We start from the raw sequence: 26,117 nt of genomic DNA, 5'->3' as shown, positions 1-26,117 counted from the left end.
TGTGCTGAATGATCTTTGTCAAGGAATGACCCCGCGGCCCCGCGCACCGTCGATCACAATGATCGCAAGCGCCCGCTGTATTCCGCGCCCCTTTTGCGATAGGGGACCTCCAAGGAAATCGAGAGATGAACGCCCACCAGCCCATGCCTTCCGACGATTTCGTCGCACGCCGCGATGCGGGCGCCGGCTGGCATGCGCAAATGCCGGACGACAAGGCGATGCTGCGCGCCGCGCGCGACCTGACCAAGGACATCGCCGAAGCGCGGCCCGCGATTTACTGGCCCGACATGATCGGCTCCGCGCTGCTCGGCTACGTTGCAATTGCGGCTGCGATACTGGTCGACGGAGCGCTGGCGAAGATCGCTTTCGGCATCGTCGGTGCGCTCGCCTTCTACCGCGCGCTGATGTTCATCCATGAGCTCACGCATATCCACAAGAATGCGCTGCCGGGTTTTCGGTTGGGCTGGAACCTGCTGGTCGGCATCCCCCTGCTGGTGCCGTCTTTCATGTACGAGGGCGTGCACACGCTGCACCACAAGCGCACGCAATACGGCACCGTCGAGGACCCGGAGTACTTGCCGCTCGCGCTGATGAAGCCGTGGAGCCTGCCGCTGTTCGTGCTGGTTTCGCTGCTCGCGCCGATCGGGTTGATCGTGCGCTTCGGCCTGCTCGTCCCGCTCGGTGCGATCTTGCCGCCGGTCCGCAAGTTCGTGTGGCAGCGTGCCTCCTCGCTCTCGATCAATCCCGAATTCCGCCGCCGTCCGCCCGAAGGCGATATCTCGAAGCGTGTCTTTTGGCAGGAGCTGGGCGGTATGCTGTGGGCCTGGGCGCTGGTCGGCAGCGTGTTCTGGCTCGGCTGGGCACCGCTGCTGACTGCCGGAGCGATCCTTTCGGTAACGGCCCTGCTCAACCAACTGCGCACGCTGGTGGCGCATCTGTGGGAGAACGAGGGCGAGGCGATGACCGTCACCGCGCAGTTCCTCGACAGCGTCAACGTGCCGCCGCCGGGCTATGCGGCGGAAATCTGGGCGCCCGTCGGCCTGCGCTATCATGCGCTGCATCACCTGATGCCCTCCATGCCTTATCACTCGCTGCCCGAGGCCCACCGCCGCCTGGCCCGCGAGCTTGGCACGAGTTCGACCTATCACGGGGCCAACCACAAGGGCATGGCGACGCTGGTGGGACGGATCGCGCGCAGCACGATGACGCCGCGCGGCTGATCAGCCGAGAAACCGGATCATCGCACAGCGCCGTTCGCGCGGCAGGCCCAGTTCGACGGCTTTTTCCAGCGACTCCGCCAGATGCGGACGGCCATCGAAATCCTGCAATTCGACGAAACCGTGGCGCGCGTAGAACGGCGCGTTCCAGGGAATGTCGATATAGGTGTTGAGCGTGATCGCGCGGAAGCCGGAATTCGCTGCATCGATCGCCAGTGCTTCCAGTAGCGTGGCCCCGATGCCGCAGCGCTGGTGCGTGCGCGCGACACTGATTTCGGCGAGGTGCAATTCCCGCCGGATCGGCGCGGCTGCGGCGAAACCGACTACACGCTCGCCTTCGTAGGCCGTTAGGCAGTGGCCCTTGCGGATCAGGCGGCGATAGTGATCGGCGTTTTCGGACGGCGCAACCGGGATGCCCTCCAGCGAGGGCTCTTCGCGGAGGAGCTGGGCGGCATCTTCCTCGACGTCATGGAATCCTTCCGCATCCTCCGCCCGCGCCAGCCGGATATGCCAGCCGCTCATTCCTCCGTCCGCACGAGGACCGTCTCGCCGATCAGGACGAAGAGCAGGAACGGCGCCCAGGCGGCGAGGAAGGGCGGGTACCCGCCGAAACTGCCCATGGCGAGCGCGGCATTGTCGACCACGAAATAGGCAAAGCCCAGCGCCATGCCGATGACCGCACGGACGAATAGCTGGCCGGACCGGGCAAGCCCGAAGGCCGCCACCGCACCGAGCAGCGGCATGAGGAAGGCAGAGAGCGGCCCGGAAATCTTGTGCCACCACTTGGCGCGCAATTCTGCCGTGCGCCGACCAGCCCTCTCATAAGCGTCGATGGAGTCCGACAACTCCCAGAACGGCTGTGTCTCGGGATCGACCTTGGCAAGATCGATCTGCGCCGGTGTCAGACCTTCGCCGACCACCAGCGTATCGAGCTCTTCGGTCACCGCATTCTGCACGCTGAAGCGGGTCGCATCCTCCAGCCGCCAGCCGGGGGCGGCATAGGTCGCGCGCCCGGCATCGACCTGCTCGAGGATCGTGCCGTCCGCGTTGCGATTGTACCAGGTGACGTCGGTCATCGCGATTTCGCTGCCGGAGCCGGTGAGGTTGGCCGCGCTTAGCACGCCCGTACCGTCGGTGAGATAGACATTGGCCCGCACGTCCGTTTCTTGAGGGATCGCACCGTACTCGACCGCCTCCCACGCCTTGAGTGTGGCGGTCGCCCGTGTCGTGATTTGCTCGTTGAACGCGAAGCTCAGCAGCGAGACGATCCCGGCGGTCAGCAGCAGCGGCGCCAGCACCTGGTGCGCGGAAAGCCCGGCCGCCTTCATCGCGATGACCTCGCTGTTCTGGTTCAGGGCGACCAGCGTGATCAGCGTCGCAAGCAGCACCGAATAGGGCAGGAAGCTCTGGACCAGCTGCGGTATCCTGAGGCCCGCATAGGTCAGCAGCTGGCCCTGACCATTGCCCTCGACGGCGAGGATCTTGCCGCTGTTTGACAGCAGGTCGAGCATCATCAGCACCAGCACCAGCATGAACAGCATGGCGAGGATGCGCACCACGAACAGCTTGGCGAGATAGACCGTCAGCGTCTTCGACGGGAAGAAATCGAATTGCATGCCCGCGCCCTATTCCGCCGGTTGCGCCACGAGGTCGGGCCGCGCCCGCCTGCGCCGGAACAGCTTGCCCAGCTTCTTCGACAGCTTGGCGAACCACACCTCCAGCGCGCCGATCGCCTGACCGCCCGGCACGAAGGCCACGCGGTAATACATCCAGCCGATCAGCGCGGCGAAGATGACGAAGGGGCCCCACAGCGCGATGATCGGGTCGATCCGCCCGAGGGCGGCCACGTCCTCTCCATACTGGTTCACCTTGTGGTAGCTCACCACCATGATGATCGAGAGGAACACGCCCAGCGCGCTGGTCGAACGCTTGGGCGGGATGCCCAGCGCCACCGCCAGCAGCGGCAGCATCAGCATCATGACCACTTCGACCAGCCGGAAATTGAAGCTCGCCTGGCTGGCATCGCGCTGGGCTTCGCTGGCATTGTCGCTCCAGCCGACGCGAAGCAGTTCGGGCAGGATATACTCGCGCTCGGCATCGCCGCGGTCGCGGAAGGCCTCGATCGCGGGCAGGTCGATCGGCAGGTCGTGACGAGTGAAGGTGAGCACGCGCGGTGTCTGTTCGCCCGTGTCCTGCACGATAGTTCCGTCGGTCAAGCGCAGGATGATCGTGTCGGGATCGTCGGAGGTCGCGAGGAACGCGCCTTGCTTGGCGGAGATCGACAGGACCTGGTCGTTGCTGTCCGACACGCGCGCGAAGATGCCGTGCAGTTCGCGCCCCTCATCCTCGCTCCGCTCGATCCTGAGCGCCATGCGATCGGCCAGCGTGGTGAACTCGCCGACCTTGATCGAGGCACCGAGTGCGCCGGAGCGCAAATCGTATTCGAGCTGTTCGTAGTAATAGCGACTGATCGGCTGGACGTAGAACACCAGCGCGACGTTCACCGCCATCAGGATCGCGGTCAGGATATAGGGCACGCGCAGCAGCCGCCCGTAGCCCAGGCCCACTGCGCGGAACACGTCGAGCTCGCTGGTCGTCGCAAGCTTGCGGAAGGCGAGCAGCACGCCGAGCAGCAGGCCGAGCGGGATGGCGAGGCTCGCATATTCGGGCACCAGTGCGGCCAGCATCTTGAATACTACGCCCACGGGCCCGCCCTCGACCGAGACGAATTCGAACAATCGCCCCATCTTCTCCAGCGTCAGCAGCGATGCGGCGACGAAGAACACGCCGAGCATCGGGACGATGACCAGCCGGAAGATATAGCGGTCGATGGCGGGGATGAAATTCAGCAAGGCGGTACCGGCGTTGGGGCGTTCGAAATGGCCCTAGCGTGAATTGCGGGCGAGGTCATGTCCCTTGGTCGATCGACAAATTACCAGAACCTGCTGCCGGGAATGCCCTTGAACGGACCAGCTTCCTTGCTGGTGATCCACCCGCCGTAGAAGCCGCCTGGTTGCGGCACGACCTGTTCGCCATCGACCAGTACTTCGTCGAACGGTTCCGGATAGAAGGCGACACGTCCCGCGATGCCGGCAAAGCTCGGAGTGGGATCGGGGTAGGACCATCCCGCCGCCTCGATCCGCTCGCCTGCAATCTCGACATCCCAGTAACGCGCCTGCCCCTTCCACTCGCACAGCGAGCGGCGGCTGTTGGGCGACAGGTGCTCCATCGCGATATCGGCCTGCGGAATGTAATAGGTCGGCGGGTGGCTCGTCTCGAGCGTGCGCCATGCGGCGCGCGTATCGGCCAGCGTCACGCCCCGGTGGCGGATGACGATGTGGCGGTCCGTGCGCTCGGCAATGGCGGGGCGGGGATAGTCCCAGACGCTTTCCTGCCCGGGGCCGGGCGGATCGGGGTCCGGATGGCCGAATAGAGCGATCGGCTCAGGCCTTTTCCAGCGTGCATTGCAGCGGATGCTGGTTCTGGCGGGCGAAATCCATCACCTGGTTCACCTTGGTTTCGGCCACTTCGTAAGGAAAGATGCCGCACACGCCGACGCCCTTCTGGTGGACATGCAGCATCACTCGCGTCGCCTCTTCCATGTCCATGCGGAAGAATCGCTTGAGGACGATCACCACGAATTCCATCGGGGTGTAATCGTCGTTCAGCAGCAGCACTTTGTACTGGCTGGGCTTCTTGGGCTTGGTCCGCGTCTTGGTGGCGACGCCGACCTGGCCTTCGCCGTCCTTCGCATCTTCGTCGTCGCCATCGGCGGCGCGGGCGGGAAAGGGGGGAAGGCGATCGATCATTGCAGGCCCATTATCGTAACGCTTTGCCAAATCGCAAGGCGGACGAGTGTCTCACACCATGTTTCGGGTCAAGAAAACGCTGAAATGCTGCGCCCCAGGGTCGAAAATCGATGAAGCGAAAAAAATGGGCCGAATGGCGCGATGCCATCCGGCCCGGGTGTCCAATCGCCGGGCGGGGGAGAGAGGAGAGGGTGCCCGGCGGATTGAAGCTGGTAATTTCGCTTAGGCGGCCTGGCGAACCTTTTCGGCGGCGAGGCTCATGCGGTTCGAAACCGGTGCGAAGGCTTCGTTTGCAAGCTTCAGCATGGCTTCGGTGTTCTTCGAGGTGGTCGAAACCATCGCGTCGAAGTTGCGGCGCATGATTTCGCCCTGCAGCTGGAACAGCTCGGTCGGCGACTTCACGGCAGCCATCTTCTTGACGTCGGCCTGAACGGTCTCGGCAGCGGTCTTCGCTTCCTCGACATAGATGCGGCCCATGTCCTGCATGCCCGAAGCGAGGATCTTGCCGCTTTCCACGAGAGCTTCGAAGTTGCCCTTCTGGAATTCGACGGTGTCCTTGGTCAGTTCGGTGCCCTTGTCGTAGGCAGCCTTGGCGCGCGTCTGCATGTCGGCAGCAACTTCCTTGGCCTTGGCGGTGTAGTCGGTGGTCTTGGCGTTCTTGGCAGTGGCCATGATGTTTTCCTTCAGCTTGGAAATCGGGGTGGTGTTGGTGGTGGCCGCTTTCTTGCGAGCGGCGATAGTCTTCTTCGCGGCGACCGGTGTCTTGGCCGGAGCCTTCTTCTTCGCGACGGTCTTGGCGGCAGCCGTCTTCGGCTTGGCCTTTTTCGGTGCGGCCTTCTTGGCAGCGACCATCTTGGCCGGGGCCTTTTTCGGCGCTGCCGGCTCGGCAGTCGCAGCGACGGCTTCGGCGACCCTGTCAGTCTTCACCGGGGCAGTCGTATCCGCTTCGACCGCCTTCTCGACGGTCTTCGCGCTCACGCTCTCTTTGGCAGCGTTGGCGGTCTTCTTTTCCGCAGCCTCGGCGAAAGCCTTCTCGGCGGCGGCATCGATTTTGCTCTGGCTGTCAGCCATGGGAACCTCGCTTTTGTTGCAGTGCACAAAATAGACATTGCAGGTGCGAAGTCAAGCGCTTTTTGTGCAGTGCACAATAAAGCGCGATAAGCCGTTAATTCAATGTGTTAGCGCGTGGCGACGTAGCGTCCGGGTGCGTCTCCGATTACCTTGTCGCCCTTGCTGCCGGGCTTGCGCTTGCCCTTGGCAAGCACGGTTTCGCCGTCCTGCTCGCGCAGCCAGTCGATCCAGTCCGGCCACCAGCTGCCCGGATGCTCGACCGCGCCTTCACGGAATTCGGCCAGGCTGCGCGGCTCGCCGTCGTTAAGCCAGTACTGGTACTTGCCCGCATCCGGCGGATTGACCACGCCCGCGATATGGCCGCTCCCTGCCAGCACGAACTTGATCGGTCCCTTGAAGTGGTCGGTAATTTTCCAGACGCTTTCGGCCGGGGCGATATGGTCTTCCTTGCCCGCCTGCACATAGGTGGGCGTTTCCACGATGCCGAGATCGATCGGCGTGTTATCGACGCTGAGCGCGCCGGGTTCGACGAGCTTGTTGTCCTTGTAAAGGTCGCGCAGATACTGGGCGTGCCACTTCGCCGGCAGATTGGTCACGTCGCCGTTCCAGTGCAGCAGGTCGAAGGCCGGATAGTCCTCGCCCAGCAGGTAGTTGTTGACGACATAGTTCCAGATCAGATCGGTGCCGCGCAGCAGGTTGAAGGTCGCCGCCATGTAGCGCCCGTCGAGATAGCCGTCCGCGCTCATCGCCTTCACCATGCCGAGCTGCTGGTCGTCGACGAAGTTGAGCAGCTCCCCCGCCTTCTCGAAATCGACCTGCGCGGTGAAGAAGGTCGCGCTCTTCACCTTGTCCTGTTCGCCGCGGCGGTGCAGCAGCGACAGCGTCGCGGCCAGCGTGGTCCCGGCAACGCAATAGCCGATCGTATGGACGGCCGGCACGTCCAGCCGCTCGCGAATATGGTCGATCGCATCGATCTGGGCGCGGACGTAATCGTCCCACACCACGTCCTTCATGCTGGCATCGGCCGATTTCCAGCTGACCATGAACACGGTCACGCCCTGGTGGACCACCCATTTGACGAAGCTCTTCTTCGCATTGAGATCGAGGATGTAGAAGCGGTTGATCCACGGCGGGAAGATCACCAGCGGCGTCGCCAGCACCTTATCGGTGGAGGGCGTATACTGGATCAGCTGGTAGAGCGGCGTTTCGTGCACCACCTTGCCCGGCGTCACGGCGATGTTCTCACCCAGGGTGAAGGCGCTGGCATCGGTATGGGACAGCTGGCCGCGCCTCAGGTCGTTGAGCAGGTGCTCCATGCCCTTGACCAGATTGTCGCCGCGACTTTCCAGCGTCCGCTCCATCACCACCGGATTGAGCAGCGGGAAATTCGCCGGGCTGGCGGCTTCGGTGATGGCCTTGGTGGTGAAGCGCAGTTGCTCGCGCTTGTCCTCGCTCAGCCCCTCCATCTGATCGACCATGGCGGCAACGCGCTGGGCGAGGAACAGGTAGGTCTGGTGGATCAGCGCGAAGGCGGGATGCGCGCGCCATTTGGGATCCGCGAAGCGGCGGTCCTTCAGCGGCATTTCGGGATCGTCCGCCGGGATGCCGGCCATTTCGCCCAGGCCGTATTGCCCCAGCACCTGCTGCCACAGCTGCATGCCTTCCTGCATCAACCGCTGCTGCTGCGCCGGATCGGCGATCGGCATCTGGCGAAACCAGTCCTGAGCGATGCTCTGCCACCGGGTTGGATCGAAATAGGGTGCCATGGCCTGCGGATTGGCCAGCTGTTCGGCCTGGTACTGCATCCACATGGTCTGCAGTTTCGTGCCGACCTCGGCCCAGTGCTGCGCGTCTTCCGGCTTCATCGGCGTATCGCCCATCATGCCGCCCGCCATCGCGCCCTGGAACGACGCAAACATCATCCGCGCCAGCTTGGCCGGGGCTTCGTACATGTTGGTGAAGGGATCGGGGCCGGTCTCGGTCATTGTCGCTCCTGAGGGTGGCAAGCGCGGATTGTGCTGGCCATAGGATATTGCGTGCCCGCATGCACCTAGGCCGATTGCACCTGCACCGTGAATAGGTAATCAGTGTGACTCGTCCAACGCCTTACGGAGCCGGAATGTCCGAAGAATTCTACCGCATCAAGCGCATGCCCCCCTATGTCATCGCGGAAGTCAACGCGATGCGGCATGCGGCGCGGCAGGCGGGGCGCGACATCATCGACCTCGGCATGGGCAATCCCGACCAGCCGCCCCCGCAGCACGTCATCGACAAATTGTGCGAGGTCGCGGCCAAGCCCGATGCGCATGGCTATTCGCAATCGAAGGGCATTCCCGGCCTGCGCCGCGCCCAGGCGAATTACTACCAGCGGCGTTTCGGGGTAGAGCTGGATTCTGAGCGCGAGGTGGTGGTCACCATGGGATCGAAGGAAGGCCTCTCGTCCATGGCCACCGCGATCAGCGCGCCGGGCGACGTGATCCTGGCGCCGAGCCCGGCCTATCCGATCCATACCTATGGCTTCATGATCGCCGGGGCGACGATCCGCAGCGTGCCGACCACGCCGGACGAGAATTACTGGAAAGCGCTGGACAATGCGATGGCCTACACGGTCCCGCGCCCCACGGTGCTGGTGGTCAATTACCCCAGCAACCCCACGGCCGAAACGGTCGATCTCGATTTCTACGAGCGGCTGGTCGCATGGGCCAAGCGCAACGAGGTCTGGGTGCTGTCCGACCTCGCCTATTCCGAGCTTTACTACGACGGCAAGCCGACCCGCTCGATCCTCGAGGTGCCGGGCGCGAAGGATGTCGCGGTGGAGTTCACCTCCATGTCCAAGACCTTCTCCATGGCCGGCTGGCGGATCGGCTTCTGCGTCGGTAATCCCAAGCTCATCGCCGCGCTGACGCGGGTGAAAAGCTACCTCGACTATGGCGCCTTCACCCCGGTCCAGGCTGCTGCCTGTGCCGCGCTCAACGGGCCGCAGGACGTGGTCGAGCAGAACCGCGCCCGCTACCAGCACCGGCGCGACGTGATGGTCGAAAGCTTCACGCGGGCAGGCTGGGCCATCCCCAATCCCCCCGCCAGCATGTTTACCTGGGCCCAGCTGCCGCCGGGTTTCGAGCACATGGGCAGTCTCGAGTTCTCGAAACAGCTGCTGCAGGAGGCAGGTGTCGCCGTGGCGGCCGGCGTCGGTTTCGGCGAGGAAGGCGAAGGCTACGTCCGTATCGCCATGGTCGAGAACGAACAGCGCATCCGGCAGGCCGCACGCAACATCAAGAAGTTCCTCTCCGACCACGCACGCTGAGGCGCTGGCCGACCGGGGTGCTGGACAGACCGGTTGCGATCGGCAACGGTGTTTGCCTTCACCCGACGACTTGCACAAAGGATCCATCATGCAGCCCAACGACCGCGTTTCGATCGAGCTTGGCGACAATGGCGTGGCGCAGGTGCGCTTCACTCGCGGTGACAAGATGAACGCGCTCGACCAGGCGCAGTTCGCCGGCATTATCGAGGCGGGCGAGGCGCTGCGCGAGATGGAGGGCCTGCGCGTCGTGGTGCTCTCGGGCGAGGGGCGCGCCTTTTGCGCCGGGCTCGACCTGTCGAACTTCAACGCCGCCCCCGATGGCGACCGCACGCCGCTGACCGAGCGGACCCACGGCAATGCCAACCAGGCGCAGGAGGTCGCGATGACCTGGCGCAAGTGCCCCGTGCCGGTGATCGCGGCGGTACACGGCGTATGCTTTGGCGGCGGGCTGCAGATCGCCAGCGGCGCGGACATCCGCGTGGTGCATCCGGACACGCGCATGGCGGTGATGGAAATGAAATGGGGCCTCGTGCCCGACATGGGCGGCTATGCCCTGTGGCGCGGCCTGGTGCGCGACGATGTGCTGCGCGAGCTGACCTATACCAACCGCGAATTCACTGGTGCGGAGGCGCTGGACCTCGGCTTCGCCACCATGGTGGAGGATGATCCCCTCGCCCGCGCCACAGCGCTGGCCGAAACCATCGCCAACAAGAACCCCGCCGCCATCCGCGGCGCCAAGCGCCTGTTCAAGGTGATGCACGAAGAGGGCGAGGACGCGATCCTGATGGCCGAGAGCGAGGAGCAGGCGGGCATCATCCGCAAGCCCAATCAGATCGAGGCGGTGATGGCGGAAATGCAGAAACGCGCGCCGAAATTTGCGTGACCTGGCGCGGGGGGCCGAACTCGCTGTCTCCTGCGACAGCTACGCGGCCTTTTAGCCAAGACAGTAGCACATACCGGTTAGCTCTCATGTCGAATTGAAAGGATTAGCGCTGTCATCGACCACAGCAGGACAGATCCTCTAATTCGTGAGGATTTGTTCTAACCAAATAAGGAGTGAGTTGATGGCAGTAGCAATGATCTGCGAACTTAACGAAGCTGAAATGACTGTAATTTGCGGAGGTCAGGTCAGCTACGAAAAAGGCACCGGAGATGCCAGCGTAAGCTGTTGTTCGTGGAGCTTTTTCGGTGTCGAATTCAGCATCGACCTCGGCACGGTGAACGTTGAACTGAATTCGGATTATGCCGCGCAGGAAGGTGCGCGTCAGCAGGAAATCGGTACCACGCAAGCCGGACGCTGACCTTGCGGATAGTAAATGCGAGCGGGGTTTTACGCCTCGCTCGCTATTTCAGATCGAGGCGGTACTCTGCGCCGTATGAATGACTTCAGACTCTATCTCGAAGGGTTCGGCTGGACAGTGCTGATCGGCTTCTGGGTCACTATCGCAACGGTTATCATCGGCAAGGTCTTTCCACCGATTTTCAATCACTCCAATACGCTGGCCATCGTCGGGATCGTCCTGTCCAAAATCGTGACGGTTTCGATCGAGGACTCTTTGCGGTACTTCGGTCTGAGCAGAATGCGCAGACGCTATACGCTTGGCGCCAGCGCCTTCATCGTCGCGTTGTACATCGCACTTATCGAAAATGTGCAGCAGTTCTTCAGGGTCAGGGATGGCCTCGCAGAGAGCGGCGAAATCATGAACGCCGGCCTGCTCGTCGCGATGTTTGTCGTGATCGGAGCAGCGCGGCTCCTGCTTCACTTCGTATTCGGCAAATATTACGTGCTTTTCGCCGACAAACGCCTGTGGGGTGGTGTTGCCTTCCTGTTTGTCCTCCATGTCACCACGAATGTTGTTCTGGCGATCCTGCCGTTCTTCGCTGACTCATTGGCGCAAACGGTTGTCTGGGCGTGTGCATCCTTTGTGCTGGCGTCGGGTTTGGCTTTCACTTTCTGTCGCAGATGGTCCGGCAGATCAGCGCGCTCTATGACGTCGACATAGGTGTGAATGTTTTCGTCATTCCCGAATAGTCGGCGAAAGACCCCTTTCCTACTCGCGCCGAATTTGCCTTAACCTCGCGGATGACGAACCAACCGCACCCATCCTCGTTCGCGGCCGACAGCGAATCCGCTGTCGAAACGCTCCCTGCAACCCTCGACGCATCCCCCGCCGCTCTCTCCACACCCGAGCGCCACGACGGCTGGACGCCTGCCAAACAGGCCGCGTTCCTGCGCGAGCTTGGGGCGACGCATAATGTCTCTGCTGCGGCGCGAGCGGTAGGGATGGGGCGGCAGTCGGCCTACAAGCTGCGCGCGCGGCTGCGCGGGACGCCGTTCGACCGGGCGTGGGAAGCGGCCTTTGCCTCGCGCTTCGATGCACTGGCCGAGGCAGCGCTCGATCGCGCGCTCAACGGTGTCGAGGTTCCGCATTTCTACAATGGCGAGCTGATCGGCACCTCGCGCAAGTACGACGAGCGGCTGACCTTGTCGCTGCTCGCCATGCGGCGCGAACTCGTGCGCAAGCCGAAATACGATTTCCTGCCCGAAGCCGCCTATGAAACCGGCGATCTCGCTGCGCTGGCCGACCGGGTGGAGCAGGGCCCGCAAGAGTGGCGGTCGAATGCCGATGCCGAATGCAAGGCCCGCAAGAAAGCGAAAAAGGCGAACGGCAAGTAAGGTGCGGGGGCGGGGGCGGGGGCGGCCCTTGCAATGCCGCTTTTCCAAGAACGGGAAATGTCCTTCTGTAACAGCGGTTTAGTGCATATCACGAGCGGGCGACAGGGTGTCGCCTTTGTCGCCGCAGTGTCGCCCTATCCGAACACCGCCACGCACTGCATCCCGTCCAGCACCTGCTTGCCGTCCGCATTCCACAGGCGCAGCCGCTCGCTCGAATAGCCGGCGTCGGCGTGCTGGCTGGCGTTCTCGCTCAGCCACCAGCCGTCGCGCGTGGCAGGATCGGTGTCGAGCAGGTTGAACGACCAGTTGATCGAGCTGATCGGGCCCTGCCGCTCCATCGCGCGCATCGCGCCGGGCGGCAGTACGTCGCCGAGCAGGATGAGCTCGCTGACCGGATCGAGGCCCTCGCGCTCCGTCAGCCGCGCCCAGCGGCGCACCACCGGATCGCCGGGCCCGCGCATCTCCTGCGCGCGCAGGATCTCGAAATTGTTCTGGATGAAGGCCGGCCCCTTGCCCTTCATCGCCGGCTCCTGATCTTCCGGCGCGCCGGGCCAGTTCTCGACCGGGGCGGCGGGATGCACGGCATTCGGTTCGCGTGCGGTGCCGAACAGCCAGAAGGCGGTGAGGGTGCATTTGCCCTCGCACCAGATTTCGCTGCGCACCTGCGCCACGTTGCGCCCCTGGCGCACGATTTCGCGCCGCAGTTCCACCTCCGGCCCGGTGGGGGCTACGAACGCCACCTGTCCGGCGCGCAGCGGCGGCAGGTCGGGAAAGGCGCGCACGGCCGCGAGGTAGGCGATCAGGGCAGACGCGCCGCCATACAGCGTGCGCCCCTGCATCCAGTTGTCGAGGCCGCTGAAGCGGGTCGCGCCGCCCTCGGCGGTGACGGGGTCGATAAGGTTGGCAAGGCTCATGGGGCGCTGTCATTGCGGCTGAGCGCGCGCGCGTCCAGAGTGACGTTACGTAAGGGTGTCACGCGGCGATTGCCAAGCCCGCGCAGAATCGCTAGTGCGCCGCTTCCCGTGCCGAGAGGCAAGGGCGAGGCCCGATGGCGGAGTGGTTACGCAGAGGACTGCAAATCCTTGCACGCCGGTTCGATTCCGGCTCGGGCCTCCACTTCCCGCAAGCGGGAATGTGCCGCTTTAGCTCAGTTGGTAGAGCACATCATTCGTAATGATGGGGTCACGTGTTCGAGTCACGTAAGCGGCACCACCCCCGGTCAAAAATGGGCACTTCGCCCATTTCGGGGTTTGCGTTGGCAATCAGCGCCTGACAATCTGACGCTGGTGCGTTTGCGGAAGGGCAAGCCCATCACAAAGAGCGATCTCGACGAACTGCAAGCTCTGCTTATCGAGTCAGGAGTCACTGACGACGAACAATTCGAGCAGTTGACCAATATGCCGGATATATGCCGGATATGCCTTTGCTCATCCGATCGCTCGTCGGTTTGGACAGAAAGGAGGCGCTGTAAGCGTTCAACAATGCGCTTGCCGAGTTTACGCTTTCGGCAAGACAGATCGAATTCGTCGAACTCATTGTCGAACAACTGACTGCATCAGGACGCCTTGATCCTGCCTTGCTATATGAGCCTCCATTCACGGACCGAAATCCTAACGGCGTAAGCGACTTATTCCCAGACAATCAGGTCGCGAAGATCGTAGAGACCATTCGTTGCTTCGAGCCCCACCTTGAGGTCGGATAACTAAGGATGGCTACTTAGCGCCCCCATTCCAGACATTCGACGCCCAACTGTCACTGCCTGAAAGCGGACATCCGCTGTCCACGCAAACCGCCTTGTGTTAAGGACAGGCGTTTGGGGCTCGCAACCTCCCGATCAGGTTGCAATCGACTAAGTCTTGCCTCGTGCCCCGCCTATCAAGGGTCGAAACTAGCGCTATAGCGGGTAGCCGGTAGTCCGCTTCCAACCGCGATCCATGATTTGCTCGGCTATAATTGCGTCTAACGTTCAGAATACCGCGGCTTATCAACCACCCACACCCCAGTCTCTGCCACCAGTTCCATCGAACAGACCGGCATGCCATCCTCAAAAAGATCAGCGTGGCCGGCTCTAACCATGGCCTTGGCCTTATCCAGAGCTCCGGCTATCGAGAAACATTCGAAATCGATCTCTTCAATCACTGAATCGCGATCATCGCGAGCACGCAGCTTGTATGTGTGCATCACTTGCTTTCCGCGCCAACCTTATCCGCTGCTCCTGCCGGAACCGGATTTGTTGCCGCCGCCGCTTTGTTTGTTCACGGTCGCCCAGGCGCGGCGTTCGGCCTCTTCCTGCGACACGCCGCGGTCCTCGTAGCTCTCTTCGATGTGCTCGGCCTTGCGCTTCTGCTTGTCGGTGTATTTGTCCTTGCTTCCCTTCGCCATCACGTTTCTCCTCACCTCGTGTCGAGAACCCGTCCGCGCTAGGAAAATATATGAGCCACCCTGCATGGAGCAAGAACACTACGAGAAGACTGTCCTTCCTTTGCAACGGGTTATCGTAGGGGCGCTGCCAGGTTGTCTACAGAAGAGAGCATCCCACCCGGCAATTGCAGCACTCAGGTTGGTTGTCCTTCCCGATTGCTACGACCGCAAAGACCATCCCGGGACCCGAGCAGAAAGTGGAATAGCGAACCGAATTCAGCCCTGTCACATCCTCCAGAAGGCTCGACTGGGATATCCTGAGCCAGCTTGGCGTGGCTGCGATTCTCGGTGTGGTGCTGGGACTTGATCGCGAATGGCGCAGCCATGCCTGGCATGCGAATGCATGGCCTGGTCTGTGATTCAGCGGCCGCCATCGTCGTATCAATCATGGCCTAATACCATCAGCTCGACAGTCCGCTGATTACTCCCCGCTGTTCAAGCCAGCCGGAGCGTTCGTCGGGATAATCGGAGATAGCCTGTTCGTCAGCAAGGGCCAGCTCCACGATCCGACGAAAGCGGCGCGTCTGTGACTAGCGACCATGATGGTCCACTTCGGCAAGAATCGAAACATCGAGCGTTCGATCGGGAGGTCGCCCAATGAGCAGGCGTCCGCGTATGACCCTGTTCGTAAGACAACCTTTCCGTATTGGGCAGCTAATGCCGCTTCGCTCCCTTGCTCGGGCAGCCGACAGATCACATCATCGGTTTGCCGCCGGTCACGGCTATTGTAGCTCCCGAGATGTAGCTTGCTTCATCACTCGCCAGCATAACGTAGGGCGGCGCGAGTTCGGCGGGTTGTGCGGGGCGGCCGAGCGGATAATCTTTCCCGAATTCGGCGACGTCCTCTTCGGGCATCGTAGAGGGGATAAGCGGCGTCCAAACCGGGCCAGGCGCGACGCAGTTCACCCGAATTTTCCGGTCTGCCAGCAGTTGCGCCAATCCTGCCGTGTAATTCTGGATCGCACCCTTCGTGGTCGCATAAGGCAGCAGCGTAGGGTTGGGCTGGTCGGAATTGATTGATGCCGAATTGATGATCGAGCTGCCCTCACCCATGTGAGGCAAAGCGGCTTTCGCGAGATAGAACATCGCGTGGATATTGGTTGCAAAGGTCCGCTCCCATTCGTCGTCGGGAATGTCCTCCAATGTTTCGAATGTCATTTGGTGGGCAGCATTGTTCACCAGCACATCGATCCCGCCAAAGGTGCGGACAGCCTGTTCGATTATAGCCTGGCAATGCTCCGCATCGCTGATATCGCCGCGCATCAAGACGCATCTGCGCCCAGCTTTTTCGACCCATTCTTTCGTTTCCTGCGCGTCGTGATCCTCGCACAGATAGGCTATTAGCACATCCGCGCCTTCGCGCGCGAAGGCGATTGCGACCGCGCGACCGATCCCGCTGTCACCGCCGGTGATGACGACCCTCTTTCCTTCGAGGCGACCGGACCCCTCGTAGCTGTCTTCGCCATGATCAGGCTTGGGGTGCATTGCCTCGGTCGCGCCCGGTACACGCTGTTGCTGCTTCGGTAGGGGCGGCTCGATCTGGTTGGTGGTTCCTTGCCTCATGATGGTCTCCTAGGAGTTTGGAGTAGGAGGGTTCCGGGCCGTCAGCCCTTCGTCCCGGGGTAGGTGTCGCCCGCGAGAAGTTTGGCGAGATGCGCGGCATTGATCGAGCACATCTGCGCGGTCTCGGTGACCGGATCGGGGGTTTTGGCCAACTCCTTGAAGTCGGTGCTGCCCATTGCCTCGCCTACCCAATAGCATGCGGCGCCTGCCGGGATCGTCCAGCCCGTGTCGTTGAGCGACTGGAACAGCTGCGCCGAGCTCCAGTGCGCGCCATCTTCATTGCCGACGATCGCAGCGATCGCAACCTTGCCGAAGCTCGGCATCCGGCCCTGGTCGTCGGTCTCGCTGGTGAAGGCATCCATCCGTTCGAGCACGCGTTTAGCGACCGACCCGATCTGCCCCATCCAGATCGGCCCGCCGAAGACCAGGATGTCGTGGCTCAGAATTTTCTCGCGAATGCCCGGCCAGTCGTCGCCCTCACCCTCGTCCGACGTTACGCCCGGGGGGACATTGTAATCGGCGATCCGGATGGTTTCGGCCAGTTCGACATCCCGCTCGGCCAGATGCTTTTTCAGCACGGCGATCATGGCGTCGGTGGAGCTTGCTTCGCCCGTAGATTTCTTGAGCGAGCAGTTCAGGGCGATGGCGGTGAGAGACATAGGTGTTCTCCTCGGTTGTTGCGATTAGCGAAAGCGTGCGGCCCTAGCGATTGTCAGGTTCGGCCATTCGACGGTGCATCTGGGCGAGCACCGTATCGGGAATCACGCCGGCGAACATATCCTGGATCTTGTTCATGAAGCCGCTGACGGTGTGCGCGTCGCCTTCGAGCAGGGCGTTGTAACCCGCCTCGGCAACCATGGCGGGATCGTCCTTGCTGTCAGATTTGCCGACATCGGTGTTTTCGAGCCCGGCGCGGTCGAAGAACCGGGTATCCGTCGGCCCCGGCATCAGGCATGAGACGACCACGTCGGTATCCTTAAGTTCGTTGCGCAGCCCGAAGCAGAAGTAATCGATGTAGCTTTTGGTGCTGTTGTAAACGAGCTGGAATGAGCCTGGGATGTGCCCGGCGATCGAACCGGTTACGAGGATGCGACCGGCATTCTTCGCGCGCATTTTCTGCCCGACATGGTGCAGCAGCCAGGTCGTGCCCGTGACATTGGTGTGGATGACGTGGGCAATGTCCTTCCACTCTTGATCGAGGAACGCTTCGCCCAGCCCATGACCGGCATTGGCAAGCAGGACATCGGGCGTACGGTCGCCGAGCATTGTCACGAGGGCTTGGAGGCCGTCGCGTGTGGCGAGATCGGCTTCGACCGTCTCGACACCCGTTGCACCACACTGCCGCGCGGCGGCTTCGGCCGCACCGAGATCGCGATCGGCCGCAAGGATCAGGTCACAGCCATCGCGGGCCGCCAGCTTCGTGAGCTCAAACCCGATGCCGCTCGAGGCGCCCGTAACCACGCACAGCCCGGACAGCTTTTCAATTTTTCCGGCCATGGTCAGTTCTCCATTTCGGGCTTCAGAATGACCTTGGTCCATTCATTCTGCTGCTCCTTGAAATTCCTGTACCCTTCGGCCGCCTGTTCGAGCGGCAAGCGGTGGCTGATCAGAAACGTGGTATCGAGCGTGCCATCTTCGATCTTTTCCAGTAGCAGCTTGGTATATTTCTGGACGTGGGTCTGGCCGCCGCGAATCTGCAGGCCCTTCTCCATCATCGCCCCAAGCGGCCATTTGTCGGTCATCCCGCCATAAACGCTGGGGATCGATACCTTGCCGCCGAAACGGACCGCGAGGATTGCCTGCTTCAGCGCGCTCGCGCGGTCGGCACCCATGCCGACCTTTTGCTTCACGACGTCGAACATGTTGTCGATCGCGAAGCCGTGCGATTCCATGCCGACCGCGTCGATCACGGCATCCACGCCGATTCCGCCGGACATTTCCATGAGGGCTTCGCGAACATCAGTCTCGCGGAAGTCGATGATCTCCGCGCCCAGCTCCTTCGCCAGTGCGAGGCGGTTCGGGTAATGGTCGATCGCGATTACCTTGGATGCGCCCATCACGATGGCCGACTGGATCGCGAACAAACCGACCGGGCCGCAGCCCCACACCGCAACGGTATCGTCGGGCTGGATGTCGGCGTTTTCCGCCGCCATCCAGCCGGTCGGGAGGATGTCCGAAAGGAACAGCACCTGATCGTCCTCCAGATGGTCAGGAATGACGATCGGGCCGACATCCGAGAAGGGGACGCGGGCATATTCGGCCTGTCCGCCGGAATAGCCGCCCGTGAGGTGCGAATAGCCGAACAGGGCGGCCATCGGCTGGCCGTAAAGTGTGGCCGACATATCTTGTTTTTCAACCGGATTTGAATTGTCGCAAGCGGAATACTGCTGCTGCTTGCAATGGAAACAGCCGCCGCAGCTGATCGTGAACGGCACCACAACGCGCTGCCCTTTCTTCAGATCGCTCGCAGATCCCGTCTCGACGACTTCGCCCATGAATTCGTGGCCCAGCACATCGCCCGGCACCACGCCGGGAATGACGCCATCGTAAAGGTGAAGGTCGGACCCGCAGATGGCTGTGCTGGTGATCTTGATGATCGCATCGCGGGGATTGATGATTTCCGGATCGCTGACCGTGTCTACGCGAACGTCTTTGGTTCCATGCCAGGTAAGTGCACGCATCATCCGTTCTCCTGCTTGGCTGCTCGGGTTTCGTCCCGCGTTCGCGCCGATGTCGCTATTTCCCCGGTTTCCATAAGCATCTTGAAACGCTTCAGATCGTGCCGCGCCTGAACCTGCGGCTCGCGCAGGAACAGCTTCGCCACCACCCGGCCGAGCGTGCCTGCGGGTGGGTCGTAATCCATAATCAGGCTGACCCTGGTTCCGCGCTCGCCCGGTGCTTCCTCGAAGCGAACTTCGCCGCTGGTTTTGATTTCGGAATCTTCGACCGAGCGCCAGGCGATCAGTTCGTCCTGCTTCTTGCTGGCAATTTCGGTTTTGACCTCGACCGTTTGCCCCGCGGGGGCCTTGATCCGCCAGGTGGATGCTCCATCTGCGCCGGCTTCGATCGCTTCCACATTCTCCATGAATTGCGGCAGATTGGAGAAGTCCGACCAGAATGCGAACAGTTCGGCTCGTGGCTTGCGAATGGTTACCGATCGGCCAACCTGCGCATTGTCACCTTCGGGCTGGCGTTTGGTATGGTTTGCGGCATCGTCATATCCGCGATTGTGATGCCTATTGGAGAGGAGCGCTCCGAATGCGATCGCTCCAGCAGTAAGAACGACGCCGCCTAGTCCGGCGCCGATTTTTAGATTTTGGGACATAAATTTTCTCCGCGACATGACGATGCAGCGAATTGCCGATCGAACCGTTCCGGATATTCTCGGCGGGGCGTTGGTGGATTGAGATATTCTAGCGGGGTACTGCTCAGGGCTGCTCCCAGCCGGACTACCTTTTAGAATAATCGCAGTCACCAACCGGGCTTGAACGGATCGTCGGCAATGCCGGCAAACGCTTGGGCCATAGAGGAACCAGAGAAGAGGGAACCGCCGCGAGGGCGAAGACTGCCTGCTCTCCTGTCCTAGCGATTACGCCGCTCGCGATTGTTGGTCCGATCAAGCTCCCGATTGCCAGCGCCATAAGAGCCGTGGTGAATCCGGTCGTACTCCAATTTGGGAACAATCTCAGGCTCCAAAAGGAGAGCACCGCGCTGACGACCATGAGCGCCGCTCCGTGTAATGCGCTTGCGGTTATCACGGGGATCCAGTCATTGGGCGCCCACGCGATGAGGACCATCGAGAGGGCGGCTGCCGCGAATGTCACGCGCAGCACGGCACCGAGATCGAACCGGCCTACCAGACGCCCGGTGGCTACACCGATGAAGCCAAGGATGCCGTAGCTGATAAAGACGACGGCCGAAGCGCCACCTGCAACCAGGCCAGGAAGCCCTCCCGTATCTGCAATGCGCTTCGCCGCGAAGGTAATGAAGATGGCGTTTGTTGCGCCGAAAACCAAAGCGAGGGTGTGGAGCGGCCATGCCTTGCGGCCATAGAAGTGCGAAAGGGCAAACCCCTTGATCGATTGCTTCTGCTCAAGCTTCGGTGTCCCGAACCACGCCACGATTGTCGCAAAGAAGGCGATGCTGGCGAAAGTCCACCAAGCTTGTCGCCAGTGGCTTGCCCCCATCCCTGCGAATAACGAAAGAACGCCTGCAATTACTACGCCGGTGGCCGTTCCTGTCGCGATTATCGAGAGAGCCGTATTTCGCCGATCTTCGGTTAAACAGTGCCGCGCAGCATTGTTGAACGGGGTCCAGCACAGACCTGCGCTGGACCCTGCGATGACTATCCCTGCGGTCAGCATGGCCGCACTTGATGCAGTAGCCACCACCACCGATCCCGTGCACGCCATCAGGCAGGCCAGAATAACAGGAGTGCGAGGTCCGAGCCGAAAAACCAGGACAGCAGTAATGGGCAAAGCAATTAAAAAAGCGGCAAAGGCGATACTCGCGATATGCCCGCCGTCTGCCAGCGAAAGGCTGAACTCGTCGGCGAACTGGGGCATAAAAAGACCAAGACCGACTCTCGCGGGACCGAAGCCGATTGCAGTAGCGAGAAACCCAGCGATCGTGAGACGCGTGGCCGGGTTCAACGCGTTCTTCGTCCTGCGGTGCTGACGAGCTAGAGCAGGGTTTCGGTGAAGATGCCATGAGGCTTTCCCTCACTGCGTCTCCCCATCAAGCGACCGGGTTAATTCCGCCAGGCGCTCACGGAGCAGATGGTCCATATCCTGAGCTTGCTGGCGAAAAGCATTTAACGTTTGGTTTTTCGCGGCCCCTTCGTGCTGATCGAGCGCAATGGCCGTTTCCAGCGACACGATGTCGGCAGCCAGGAATTTTCGGATCGCTCCAATTACGGCGACGTCTCGCGCCCGTCCTTGGGCTGTCGACTCTATGTCGCGCAATGCATCATCCATTATGCCATTTGCCCAGAGGTTAGGTTGCCCGTCAGGTTCGCCCAGCATCTGGCCGAGGATGCTTGATTCTTCACTGGATCGAGCGATCAAATTGCGGAAGGTCTCTTTCGTCGCGACATCGTTTGTGGCGACGGCAACTTCCTGCAGCCTGCGCGCAAGCGAGCGACGGCCTTCCCTCAGGTCATCCAGCGCCACTCGTAGAAATTGCCCGAAGTTCGTAGTGGTCATACTCCGTGAGCGCCGAAAGTTCGGGTTTGTTCCAGCTTTCCCTTGCTCCGCGGGTTTCTCGAACTTTTAATAATATTGTCAGAGTACTCGACACCACTTCAAAATAAAATTTTTCTTTGCTTAAACAACAAAGCTTAGGCGGAACCTATCGATCTAATCGAAATTGATTTTGCAGTCGTCCGAACATCCGACACAAGGTTCAGGATACGTCCTCTTCATTCAATTCACTTACAAAAACAGGCATTCCGATCGACCGCCAGTTCCGCGATTGGTTGGAATTGCCTAGCAACCTTTCGACCCTGCAAAGTCCATACCCATGCGAAAAGCCGGGTAATTCTGATGAGAGGAATCGAGGTTGAAGCGATTATCAATTCGCGCAACGCCGCACACATGAATCGAAGCTAGCTTTGCCCGCTTCTCGTCCCTCAACCCGTCGGGCGGCTTCGAACCGCCAGAAAGTAGAGCACAAAATGTCATTCCTCGATCGCATCGCAGCCGCAGTTACGCCTGCCGCCTCCGAAGAACCGTGCGCAGAAGCGCGTCGGAACGTCGAAGCGTTGGCAGCCGACGAGCCTTGGATCCGCACAATCCTCAGCCAGCACGAGCCAGCTTCGAAGCTGCCCGCGCCGCGCCTTCCGGGCAAGCTGTCGAGCGTCTCGCAACTTTGCTTACCGGCCATGCCAATGCAGAAGAAGCTGTTCTCTATCCTGGCATCGCGGATGAGAGCAGCAAGACCCACGCTGGCATGGCCTATGAAGAGCATGCGATGACGAAAATCCAGCTGACCAAGCTCAAAGACATGCCGCCGGGTTCCGACGAGTGGCACGAAAAGCTGGACCATATCGAAAGCGCTGTGGCGCAGCACATTTATCAGGAAGAAGGCAGCTGGATGCCCGACCTGGCTAAGGAGATGTTGCCGGAACGCAAGGCCAAGCTGCTCGAGCGCTACAACACGAAATATGAACGCTACTGCGGAGACGGGAAAGATGCAGGAACAGATTTGCGGTAGGGCAGGCACTTTCCAACCTGCCGTTCTTGTGCGAGCGGGATGTAGGCTGTTCCAAGAAAGCCTTGATCAATGTTCCCGTTATCGGTCGAGGTAGCATTCGCAAACTCCTCGACTTCATTAAGTGCGAAGCCCGGGCGGCTCAAGTCAGGCCGCCGACTTAACTGGGATAATACTTATGCCGCTGTCGGTTTCCAGAACTGCGTGTTTTACTTGAGCCATGCTTTCGATCCCGTGCTGTTTGCGAGCAGCTACCAATAGATCGGAAATATCGATCCGCGCCTTTCGAAGCGCACGCTTGTCGATCTCCCCATTGCAGACCAGAAGCGTCGGACGTCCATCAAGTAGATCGCCGATCCACGGGACCCAACGCTTGACGTAGGAAAGGCCGATGTCGATCCCGAACAGCGTCACGATCAGCACTGCCGCATTCGTCATCGAAAAGTCGTCGCCCAGCAGTGCCTGCTGGGTCGTCTCAGCTACTATGAGCAGCAGGACAAAATCGAACGGCGTCGCCTGCGCCATCGTGCGGCGGCCCGAGATCCGAAGGATCACCAGCATGATCAGGTAGATCATTGCTCCGCGGATAACGCTGTCCATTGCTGTCTCCTAGGGCAAGATGGTAAAGCTGAAGGAATATGGACGGCCGGAAACGGTACCGTTCGCCTCTCTGGGAAAGGCGGGCGTCTGCGGAGTGATTGCGAAGCGCACTTCGCGTGCAGCGTCGCCGTCAGCAAGGACGAAATGAAATTCCTGCCCTTTTGACGTTGCGATCACCTGGGTCGGCTGCGGCGTAACCATGTCGATCGCAAAGGCGTCGAGAAATGCCTTAGGAAGAACGATCGTGCCGGAAGTGCCGGCTTCCGAAAAGCGGACGGAGAGCGTGTTCGCCGCACGCCAGCGACTGATCCGCGGATAGTCGATTGATGCGCCGCCCGTCTCTATCTTGCCTGAAGATAGCGGACCACTGGCACCCGTGAGCCCGGCGAGGGCAGCAAGCACCAATACCAGCATGCCCGCCCAGCCAACTCGCTCCCAAAACCAGAATTTCTCCTGGAGACGACGATCGGCATCGACCTGGAGGCCTTCGACGGGCTCATTCAAGATGTGTCACCCCAGCTTGGTTCAGAAGAGTGTTTCAGTGGCTTGTTTCGCCCTGCCGAGCCGCAGAAGTTGGCGATGCATTAGCACGCGTTCGAACACCTTGAATAGGAACCTTCGATAAGTCCAGCGCGTCGTTCAGATATGTCGAACGCGCTCAAACCAGCGGAGATTTTCGAACGGGCTGCCGAGGAGGGCAAGCGCCGTCTAGACCAAAGTCTCACGGCGCTTCTGGCCACCGGTTTCATCGCCGGCTTTACAATAATCTTTGGAAGTGCCGCGCAGGCGCTGATTTATTCGGCCGCACATCCCCACTTCGGCCAGTTCGCCTCAGTTCTTGGCGCTTTGGGATTCGGGATCGGGGTTGTTTTCCTGATCACGGGCCGTGCCGAATTGTTCAGCGAGAACTTCTTCGATCCGATCGCGACCGCTTTCAAACGCAAGGAGAGGAACTGGGTTAAACGCCTGTTGCGGCTATGGTCTCTGACGTTCCTGCTCAACATAGTCGGTGGCGCCATGTTGGCTTTAATCCTTTCGGTCGATGGCGCGTTGGACGAGAGCGCGCGGAGATCGATTGTGTCACTTGCTGAAGAGCTTGCGGGCCGCGCACCATGGACCACCTTTGCGCGTTCTATCGTGGGAGGGGCGCTGGTTGCCCTCCTCTCGTTTCTCGTCATCTCTGCGCGAAGCACGGGCGTACGCGCGGCAATCGCCTTCGCGGTAGGCGTCTTACTGGCGCTGGGCCCGTTCGAGCACGTGGTAGTCTCCACCCTGCACATTGCGTTCGGTCTTTTCGTCGGCGCCGAAATTGCTGTTCAGCAGCTAGTGAAGGTCAGCACAGTTTCACTGGCAGGCAATCTCGTGGGTGGAGTCGGTCTAGTTACCTTGTCGCACGCTGCTCAAGCATTGGGCGAAGAGAACAACCGCTTCAGGTAACCTGAAGGTAGCTCCCGTTTCTCAACTGAACGGCGCGGGTTGAACAAGGGTAAGGTTTGAATTGCCACAAAACTTGGCTTTTCGGAACCAAGAACCAAACCGATGTCCAACCTCTTGATCGCGGAAATCACCACGGCAAGGGAAGCATGTACATGAAGCGGCGAAGACGGGAAGCTTTGTGAAGGGACTGCCGGAGTGCCAAATAGAAACAACTGCGGCAAATTGCCTTCGCATACCGGATACTGGTTAGCCGCGAAGAGCTTCGCTGCAAGAAGGTAGCGCTCTGAGTGCTTCGCGATCAGAATCATCGAGCTTCGTGCGCCGTTCGAATTTCCGAATGAGTCGTTCGATCGCGTCGGTCAGTTTCATCGGTTTACCTCCAGTACAGGCGGGAGCCCAACCTCTCAGTCGCCGATTGTCCCAATTTTTGGTCGAGTGAGGATCATCTGGCAAATCGGGAATCCGGTCGTCGAAAGGAGAATTCGATAACCAACAACCGTCGCCTTTACGCCTGCGCCTGCCTCGCCGGTATGTCCGCCGGAAGAAAGATCGTCTATGCGGGACAACAATGTTCCCATGCAGCAGGAGGACGACGCTATCGTCGAGGTGCTCGAGCAGCGTTCGCTCGATCCTGCTTGCCTCGAAAAACTCCTCGCACAGTTGCTCGAGCGCTCAACTGGTGTCGATGCGAAGCGCAAGCGCGACATCGTCACGCTGCTCAATGAGCGCCCCGCAGCCGAAACCGCCATTTAGCGACTCTTCGAATCGATCGAGGCAGGCCTCGTCGATCCCGGGGACCAGGATCTCAAAAAGCGCCTTGCGGGCCACCAGTCGCAACGCGCCGCGCTCAATGAAGAGATCGATCTGCTCGAACCGCAGCGCGCTTACAAGCAGGACCGCGTCGATAGGGACACGCTTGCCGCCTTCGCCACCGGCCTGAAGAAGAAGCTCACCGAGCTCGGTAACCGGCACTGCGCAAGAATTACATGCAGGCCTTCGTCAGTGAGGTCGTGATGACCAAAGAGCAACTTATCGTGCGCGGCACTGTGGCAAGCCTGGTACAGGCGGTAAGCACGCCCGGTGTCGATACGGCTCCAGTGCGCACTTCCATGGTAAACTGGCGCACCCGACATGAAAGTGATGGGCACTGTAATCATTGGGAAATTCTGGTTTCCCTTCCCTCATAACGGCAGCATTGCGCCCCCATTTCGGCCGTTCCACTTCTTGCCCGAAACGCCCGAAAGCGGACGTCTATTGCGCCCTCGCGCTACGGCAAGTCGCCCCAGGCTTCCGATGATATGGCATTCGCGGATCTTGTCCGCCTGGCAGGATCGTAACATCTGTCAAAGTTCGTTGCGGAGCGCCGAGATGAACGTTCTTGCGATCGATCTCGGCCAATTGCTGTGGGACCAGCTGATCGATGTCCTGGGACGGCTTTGCATCGTGATCGGATAGCGCGAGCAGTTCTCGAACTTGCGCCATGCTGAACCCGAGTTCGCGCGTGCGACGCAAAAAGGTTAGAGTCCCAAATGCTCGTCGGAGTAATCGCGATAAACAATATCGGTCCGGTCGGCTGCTGGCCGGATGCCCTCGCGCTCGTAATAGCGGATCGTCTCCGTCTTCGTGTCGGTGGACCTTGTCAATTCGCCTCTAAGAATCGCTTGATCCTGTCCGGGTCAGAAGGCTCGGGCGGCGACTTCAGTATGACCCGATTCGGGTCGAAGTGATTTCGGGCGAGGAGATAGAGGGTCTCGCCGATCAAACCAACTCGACTACGCGTTCCGACATCGACCAATGTCGGTGATGAA

At 60.8% G+C, this 26,117-nt stretch carries 30 protein-coding genes, 2 tRNA genes and 2 pseudogenes; 11 read left to right on the top strand and 23 right to left on the bottom strand.

All coding sequences use genetic code 11. The features are described 5' to 3' along the window. Window positions 1-125: 125 nt before the first annotated feature. Window positions 126-1,220, top strand: coding sequence for a fatty acid desaturase family protein (locus tag P8R33_RS04360; RefSeq protein WP_446532491.1), 1,095 nt, complete (start codon window positions 126-128; stop codon window positions 1,218-1,220). On the opposite strand, the gene P8R33_RS04355 is transcribed toward P8R33_RS04360, so the two are convergent. The 7 genes from P8R33_RS04355 to P8R33_RS04325 form a co-directional block, all read right to left on the bottom strand. Continuing rightward, window positions 1,221-1,739: a GNAT family N-acetyltransferase gene (locus tag P8R33_RS04355; protein WP_278327751.1), complete on the bottom strand. Its 519-nt coding sequence runs from the start codon at window positions 1,737-1,739 to the stop codon at window positions 1,221-1,223. It abuts the gene before it with no gap. After that, window positions 1,736-2,833 carry an LPS export ABC transporter permease LptG gene (lptG, locus tag P8R33_RS04350; RefSeq protein WP_278327750.1) on the bottom strand — a complete coding sequence of 366 codons (1,098 nt, stop codon included), beginning with the start codon at window positions 2,831-2,833 and terminating at the stop codon, window positions 1,736-1,738. The genes P8R33_RS04355 and lptG overlap by 4 nt, the downstream gene beginning before the upstream one ends. A gap of 9 nt (window positions 2,834-2,842) precedes the next feature. Beyond that, window positions 2,843-4,066, bottom strand: a complete 1,224-nt coding sequence (locus P8R33_RS04345; protein WP_278327937.1) for an LptF/LptG family permease — start codon at window positions 4,064-4,066, stop codon at window positions 2,843-2,845. An 83-nt stretch (window positions 4,067-4,149) separates the two neighbouring features. After that, on the bottom strand, window positions 4,150-4,656 hold the full coding sequence (locus tag P8R33_RS04340) for a DUF427 domain-containing protein (RefSeq protein WP_278327936.1): 507 nt from the start codon (window positions 4,654-4,656) through the stop codon (window positions 4,150-4,152). A 4-nt stretch (window positions 4,657-4,660) separates the two neighbouring features. Beyond that, window positions 4,661-5,026, bottom strand: a complete 366-nt coding sequence (clpS, locus tag P8R33_RS04335) for an ATP-dependent Clp protease adapter ClpS (RefSeq protein WP_278327749.1) — start codon at window positions 5,024-5,026, stop codon at window positions 4,661-4,663. Between the two features lie 222 nt (window positions 5,027-5,248). Further along, window positions 5,249-6,097: a phasin family protein gene (locus tag P8R33_RS04330; RefSeq protein ID WP_278327748.1), complete on the bottom strand. Its 849-nt coding sequence runs from the start codon at window positions 6,095-6,097 to the stop codon at window positions 5,249-5,251. A gap of 107 nt (window positions 6,098-6,204) precedes the next feature. Then, window positions 6,205-8,082 carry a PHA/PHB synthase family protein gene (locus P8R33_RS04325; RefSeq protein WP_278327747.1) on the bottom strand — a complete coding sequence of 626 codons (1,878 nt, stop codon included), beginning with the start codon at window positions 8,080-8,082 and terminating at the stop codon, window positions 6,205-6,207. 134 nt (window positions 8,083-8,216) lie between these two features. Between P8R33_RS04325 and P8R33_RS04320 the strand changes: the two genes are divergently transcribed. The 5 genes from P8R33_RS04320 (at window position 8,217) to P8R33_RS04300 (ending at window position 12,078) form a co-directional block, all read left to right on the top strand. Continuing rightward, window positions 8,217-9,401 (top strand): LL-diaminopimelate aminotransferase, encoded by a 1,185-nt coding sequence (locus tag P8R33_RS04320; protein ID WP_278327746.1) that lies wholly within the window; start codon window positions 8,217-8,219, stop codon window positions 9,399-9,401. A gap of 88 nt (window positions 9,402-9,489) precedes the next feature. Next, window positions 9,490-10,284, top strand: a complete 795-nt coding sequence (locus tag P8R33_RS04315) for a crotonase/enoyl-CoA hydratase family protein (RefSeq protein WP_278327745.1) — start codon at window positions 9,490-9,492, stop codon at window positions 10,282-10,284. Window positions 10,285-10,465: 181 nt separating this feature from the next. After that, complete coding sequence (locus tag P8R33_RS04310; protein ID WP_278327744.1) at window positions 10,466-10,702, top strand: hypothetical protein; 237 nt, start codon at window positions 10,466-10,468, stop codon at window positions 10,700-10,702. Between the two features lie 75 nt (window positions 10,703-10,777). Then, window positions 10,778-11,404, top strand: coding sequence for a hypothetical protein (locus tag P8R33_RS04305; protein WP_278327743.1), 627 nt, complete (start codon window positions 10,778-10,780; stop codon window positions 11,402-11,404). Window positions 11,405-11,484: 80 nt separating this feature from the next. Continuing rightward, a complete protein-coding gene (locus P8R33_RS04300) occupies window positions 11,485-12,078 on the top strand; it encodes a hypothetical protein (protein ID WP_278327742.1) in 594 nt (197 codons plus the stop codon). Between the two features lie 134 nt (window positions 12,079-12,212). On the opposite strand, the gene P8R33_RS04295 is transcribed toward P8R33_RS04300, so the two are convergent. Next, window positions 12,213-12,992 carry an acyl-CoA thioesterase gene (locus tag P8R33_RS04295; protein ID WP_278327741.1) on the bottom strand — a complete coding sequence of 260 codons (780 nt, stop codon included), beginning with the start codon at window positions 12,990-12,992 and terminating at the stop codon, window positions 12,213-12,215. A gap of 128 nt (window positions 12,993-13,120) precedes the next feature. Between P8R33_RS04295 and P8R33_RS04290 the strand changes: the two genes are divergently transcribed. The 3 genes and pseudogenes from P8R33_RS04290 to P8R33_RS14800 all read left to right on the top strand — a co-directional run. After that, a tRNA-Cys gene (locus P8R33_RS04290) sits at window positions 13,121-13,194 on the top strand. Between the two features lie 20 nt (window positions 13,195-13,214). Continuing rightward, window positions 13,215-13,290 (top strand) — tRNA-Thr (locus P8R33_RS04285). A 271-nt stretch (window positions 13,291-13,561) separates the two neighbouring features. Next, window positions 13,562-13,780 (top strand): annotated as a pseudogene (locus P8R33_RS14800) (type I restriction-modification enzyme R subunit C-terminal domain-containing protein); the annotation flags it as partial. Between the two features lie 257 nt (window positions 13,781-14,037). On the opposite strand, the gene P8R33_RS04280 reads toward P8R33_RS14800, so the two are convergent. The 9 genes and pseudogenes from P8R33_RS04280 to P8R33_RS04240 form a co-directional block, all read right to left on the bottom strand. After that, window positions 14,038-14,259: a hypothetical protein gene (locus P8R33_RS04280; protein ID WP_278327740.1), complete on the bottom strand. Its 222-nt coding sequence runs from the start codon at window positions 14,257-14,259 to the stop codon at window positions 14,038-14,040. Between the two features lie 33 nt (window positions 14,260-14,292). Beyond that, window positions 14,293-14,460: pseudogene (locus P8R33_RS04275) on the bottom strand (plasmid stabilization protein); the annotation flags it as partial. 732 nt (window positions 14,461-15,192) lie between these two features. Continuing rightward, window positions 15,193-16,062, bottom strand: a complete 870-nt coding sequence (locus P8R33_RS04270; protein ID WP_278327739.1) for a glucose 1-dehydrogenase — start codon at window positions 16,060-16,062, stop codon at window positions 15,193-15,195. Between the two features lie 41 nt (window positions 16,063-16,103). Continuing rightward, entirely contained in the window at window positions 16,104-16,721 is a 618-nt protein-coding gene (locus tag P8R33_RS04265) for a flavodoxin family protein (RefSeq protein ID WP_278327738.1), read from the bottom strand. A gap of 43 nt (window positions 16,722-16,764) precedes the next feature. Next, on the bottom strand, window positions 16,765-17,559 hold the full coding sequence (locus P8R33_RS04260) for an SDR family NAD(P)-dependent oxidoreductase (protein WP_278327737.1): 795 nt from the start codon (window positions 17,557-17,559) through the stop codon (window positions 16,765-16,767). A gap of 2 nt (window positions 17,560-17,561) precedes the next feature. Continuing rightward, window positions 17,562-18,743 (bottom strand): zinc-dependent alcohol dehydrogenase, encoded by a 1,182-nt coding sequence (locus P8R33_RS04255; protein ID WP_278327935.1) that lies wholly within the window; start codon window positions 18,741-18,743, stop codon window positions 17,562-17,564. Further along, the gene (locus P8R33_RS04250) at window positions 18,743-19,537 is read right to left on the bottom strand and encodes an SRPBCC family protein (RefSeq protein ID WP_278327736.1); all 795 of its coding nucleotides are present in this window, start codon (window positions 19,535-19,537) and stop codon (window positions 18,743-18,745) included. Before P8R33_RS04250 ends, P8R33_RS04255 begins: the two co-directional genes overlap by 1 nt. Further along, window positions 19,512-20,714: an MFS transporter gene (locus tag P8R33_RS04245; protein WP_278327735.1), complete on the bottom strand. Its 1,203-nt coding sequence runs from the start codon at window positions 20,712-20,714 to the stop codon at window positions 19,512-19,514. Before P8R33_RS04245 ends, P8R33_RS04250 begins: the two co-directional genes overlap by 26 nt. Before the next feature lie 69 nt (window positions 20,715-20,783). Next, entirely contained in the window at window positions 20,784-21,266 is a 483-nt protein-coding gene (locus tag P8R33_RS04240; RefSeq protein WP_278327734.1) for a hypothetical protein, read from the bottom strand. Window positions 21,267-21,840: 574 nt separating this feature from the next. Here P8R33_RS04240 and P8R33_RS04235 point away from each other — a divergent pair. Beyond that, window positions 21,841-22,275, top strand: a complete 435-nt coding sequence (locus P8R33_RS04235; protein ID WP_278327733.1) for a hemerythrin domain-containing protein — start codon at window positions 21,841-21,843, stop codon at window positions 22,273-22,275. A 144-nt stretch (window positions 22,276-22,419) separates the two neighbouring features. Here P8R33_RS04235 and P8R33_RS04230 read toward each other — a convergent pair whose 3' ends face one another. Further along, window positions 22,420-22,872 (bottom strand): DUF421 domain-containing protein, encoded by a 453-nt coding sequence (locus tag P8R33_RS04230; RefSeq protein ID WP_278327732.1) that lies wholly within the window; start codon window positions 22,870-22,872, stop codon window positions 22,420-22,422. 9 nt (window positions 22,873-22,881) lie between these two features. Then, on the bottom strand, window positions 22,882-23,376 hold the full coding sequence (locus P8R33_RS04225; RefSeq protein WP_278327731.1) for a hypothetical protein: 495 nt from the start codon (window positions 23,374-23,376) through the stop codon (window positions 22,882-22,884). A 141-nt stretch (window positions 23,377-23,517) separates the two neighbouring features. Between P8R33_RS04225 and P8R33_RS04220 the strand changes: the two genes are divergently transcribed. Then, window positions 23,518-24,309, top strand: a complete 792-nt coding sequence (locus P8R33_RS04220; protein ID WP_278327730.1) for a formate/nitrite transporter family protein — start codon at window positions 23,518-23,520, stop codon at window positions 24,307-24,309. Here P8R33_RS04220 and P8R33_RS04215 read toward each other — a convergent pair. The 4 genes from P8R33_RS04215 to P8R33_RS04200 all read right to left on the bottom strand — a co-directional run bounded on the left by P8R33_RS04215 (window position 24,273) and on the right by P8R33_RS04200 (window position 25,952). Beyond that, entirely contained in the window at window positions 24,273-24,617 is a 345-nt protein-coding gene (locus tag P8R33_RS04215; protein ID WP_278327729.1) for a hypothetical protein, read from the bottom strand. The genes P8R33_RS04220 and P8R33_RS04215 overlap by 37 nt on opposite strands. A gap of 364 nt (window positions 24,618-24,981) precedes the next feature. Further along, window positions 24,982-25,281, bottom strand: coding sequence for a hypothetical protein (locus tag P8R33_RS04210; RefSeq protein ID WP_278327728.1), 300 nt, complete (start codon window positions 25,279-25,281; stop codon window positions 24,982-24,984). 279 nt (window positions 25,282-25,560) lie between these two features. Further along, entirely contained in the window at window positions 25,561-25,791 is a 231-nt protein-coding gene (locus P8R33_RS04205) for a MerR family DNA-binding protein (RefSeq protein WP_278327934.1), read from the bottom strand. Between the two features lie 35 nt (window positions 25,792-25,826). Further along, complete coding sequence (locus P8R33_RS04200) at window positions 25,827-25,952, bottom strand: MerR family transcriptional regulator (protein ID WP_278327727.1); 126 nt, start codon at window positions 25,950-25,952, stop codon at window positions 25,827-25,829. Window positions 25,953-26,117 lie beyond the last annotated feature (165 nt).

The organism is Qipengyuania flavescens (assembly GCF_029688735.1).
Classification (GTDB): Bacteria; Pseudomonadota; Alphaproteobacteria; order Sphingomonadales; family Sphingomonadaceae; genus Qipengyuania.
Note: the sequence above shows the minus strand (reverse complement) of the source record. Positions and strands in the feature narration are given on the sequence as shown.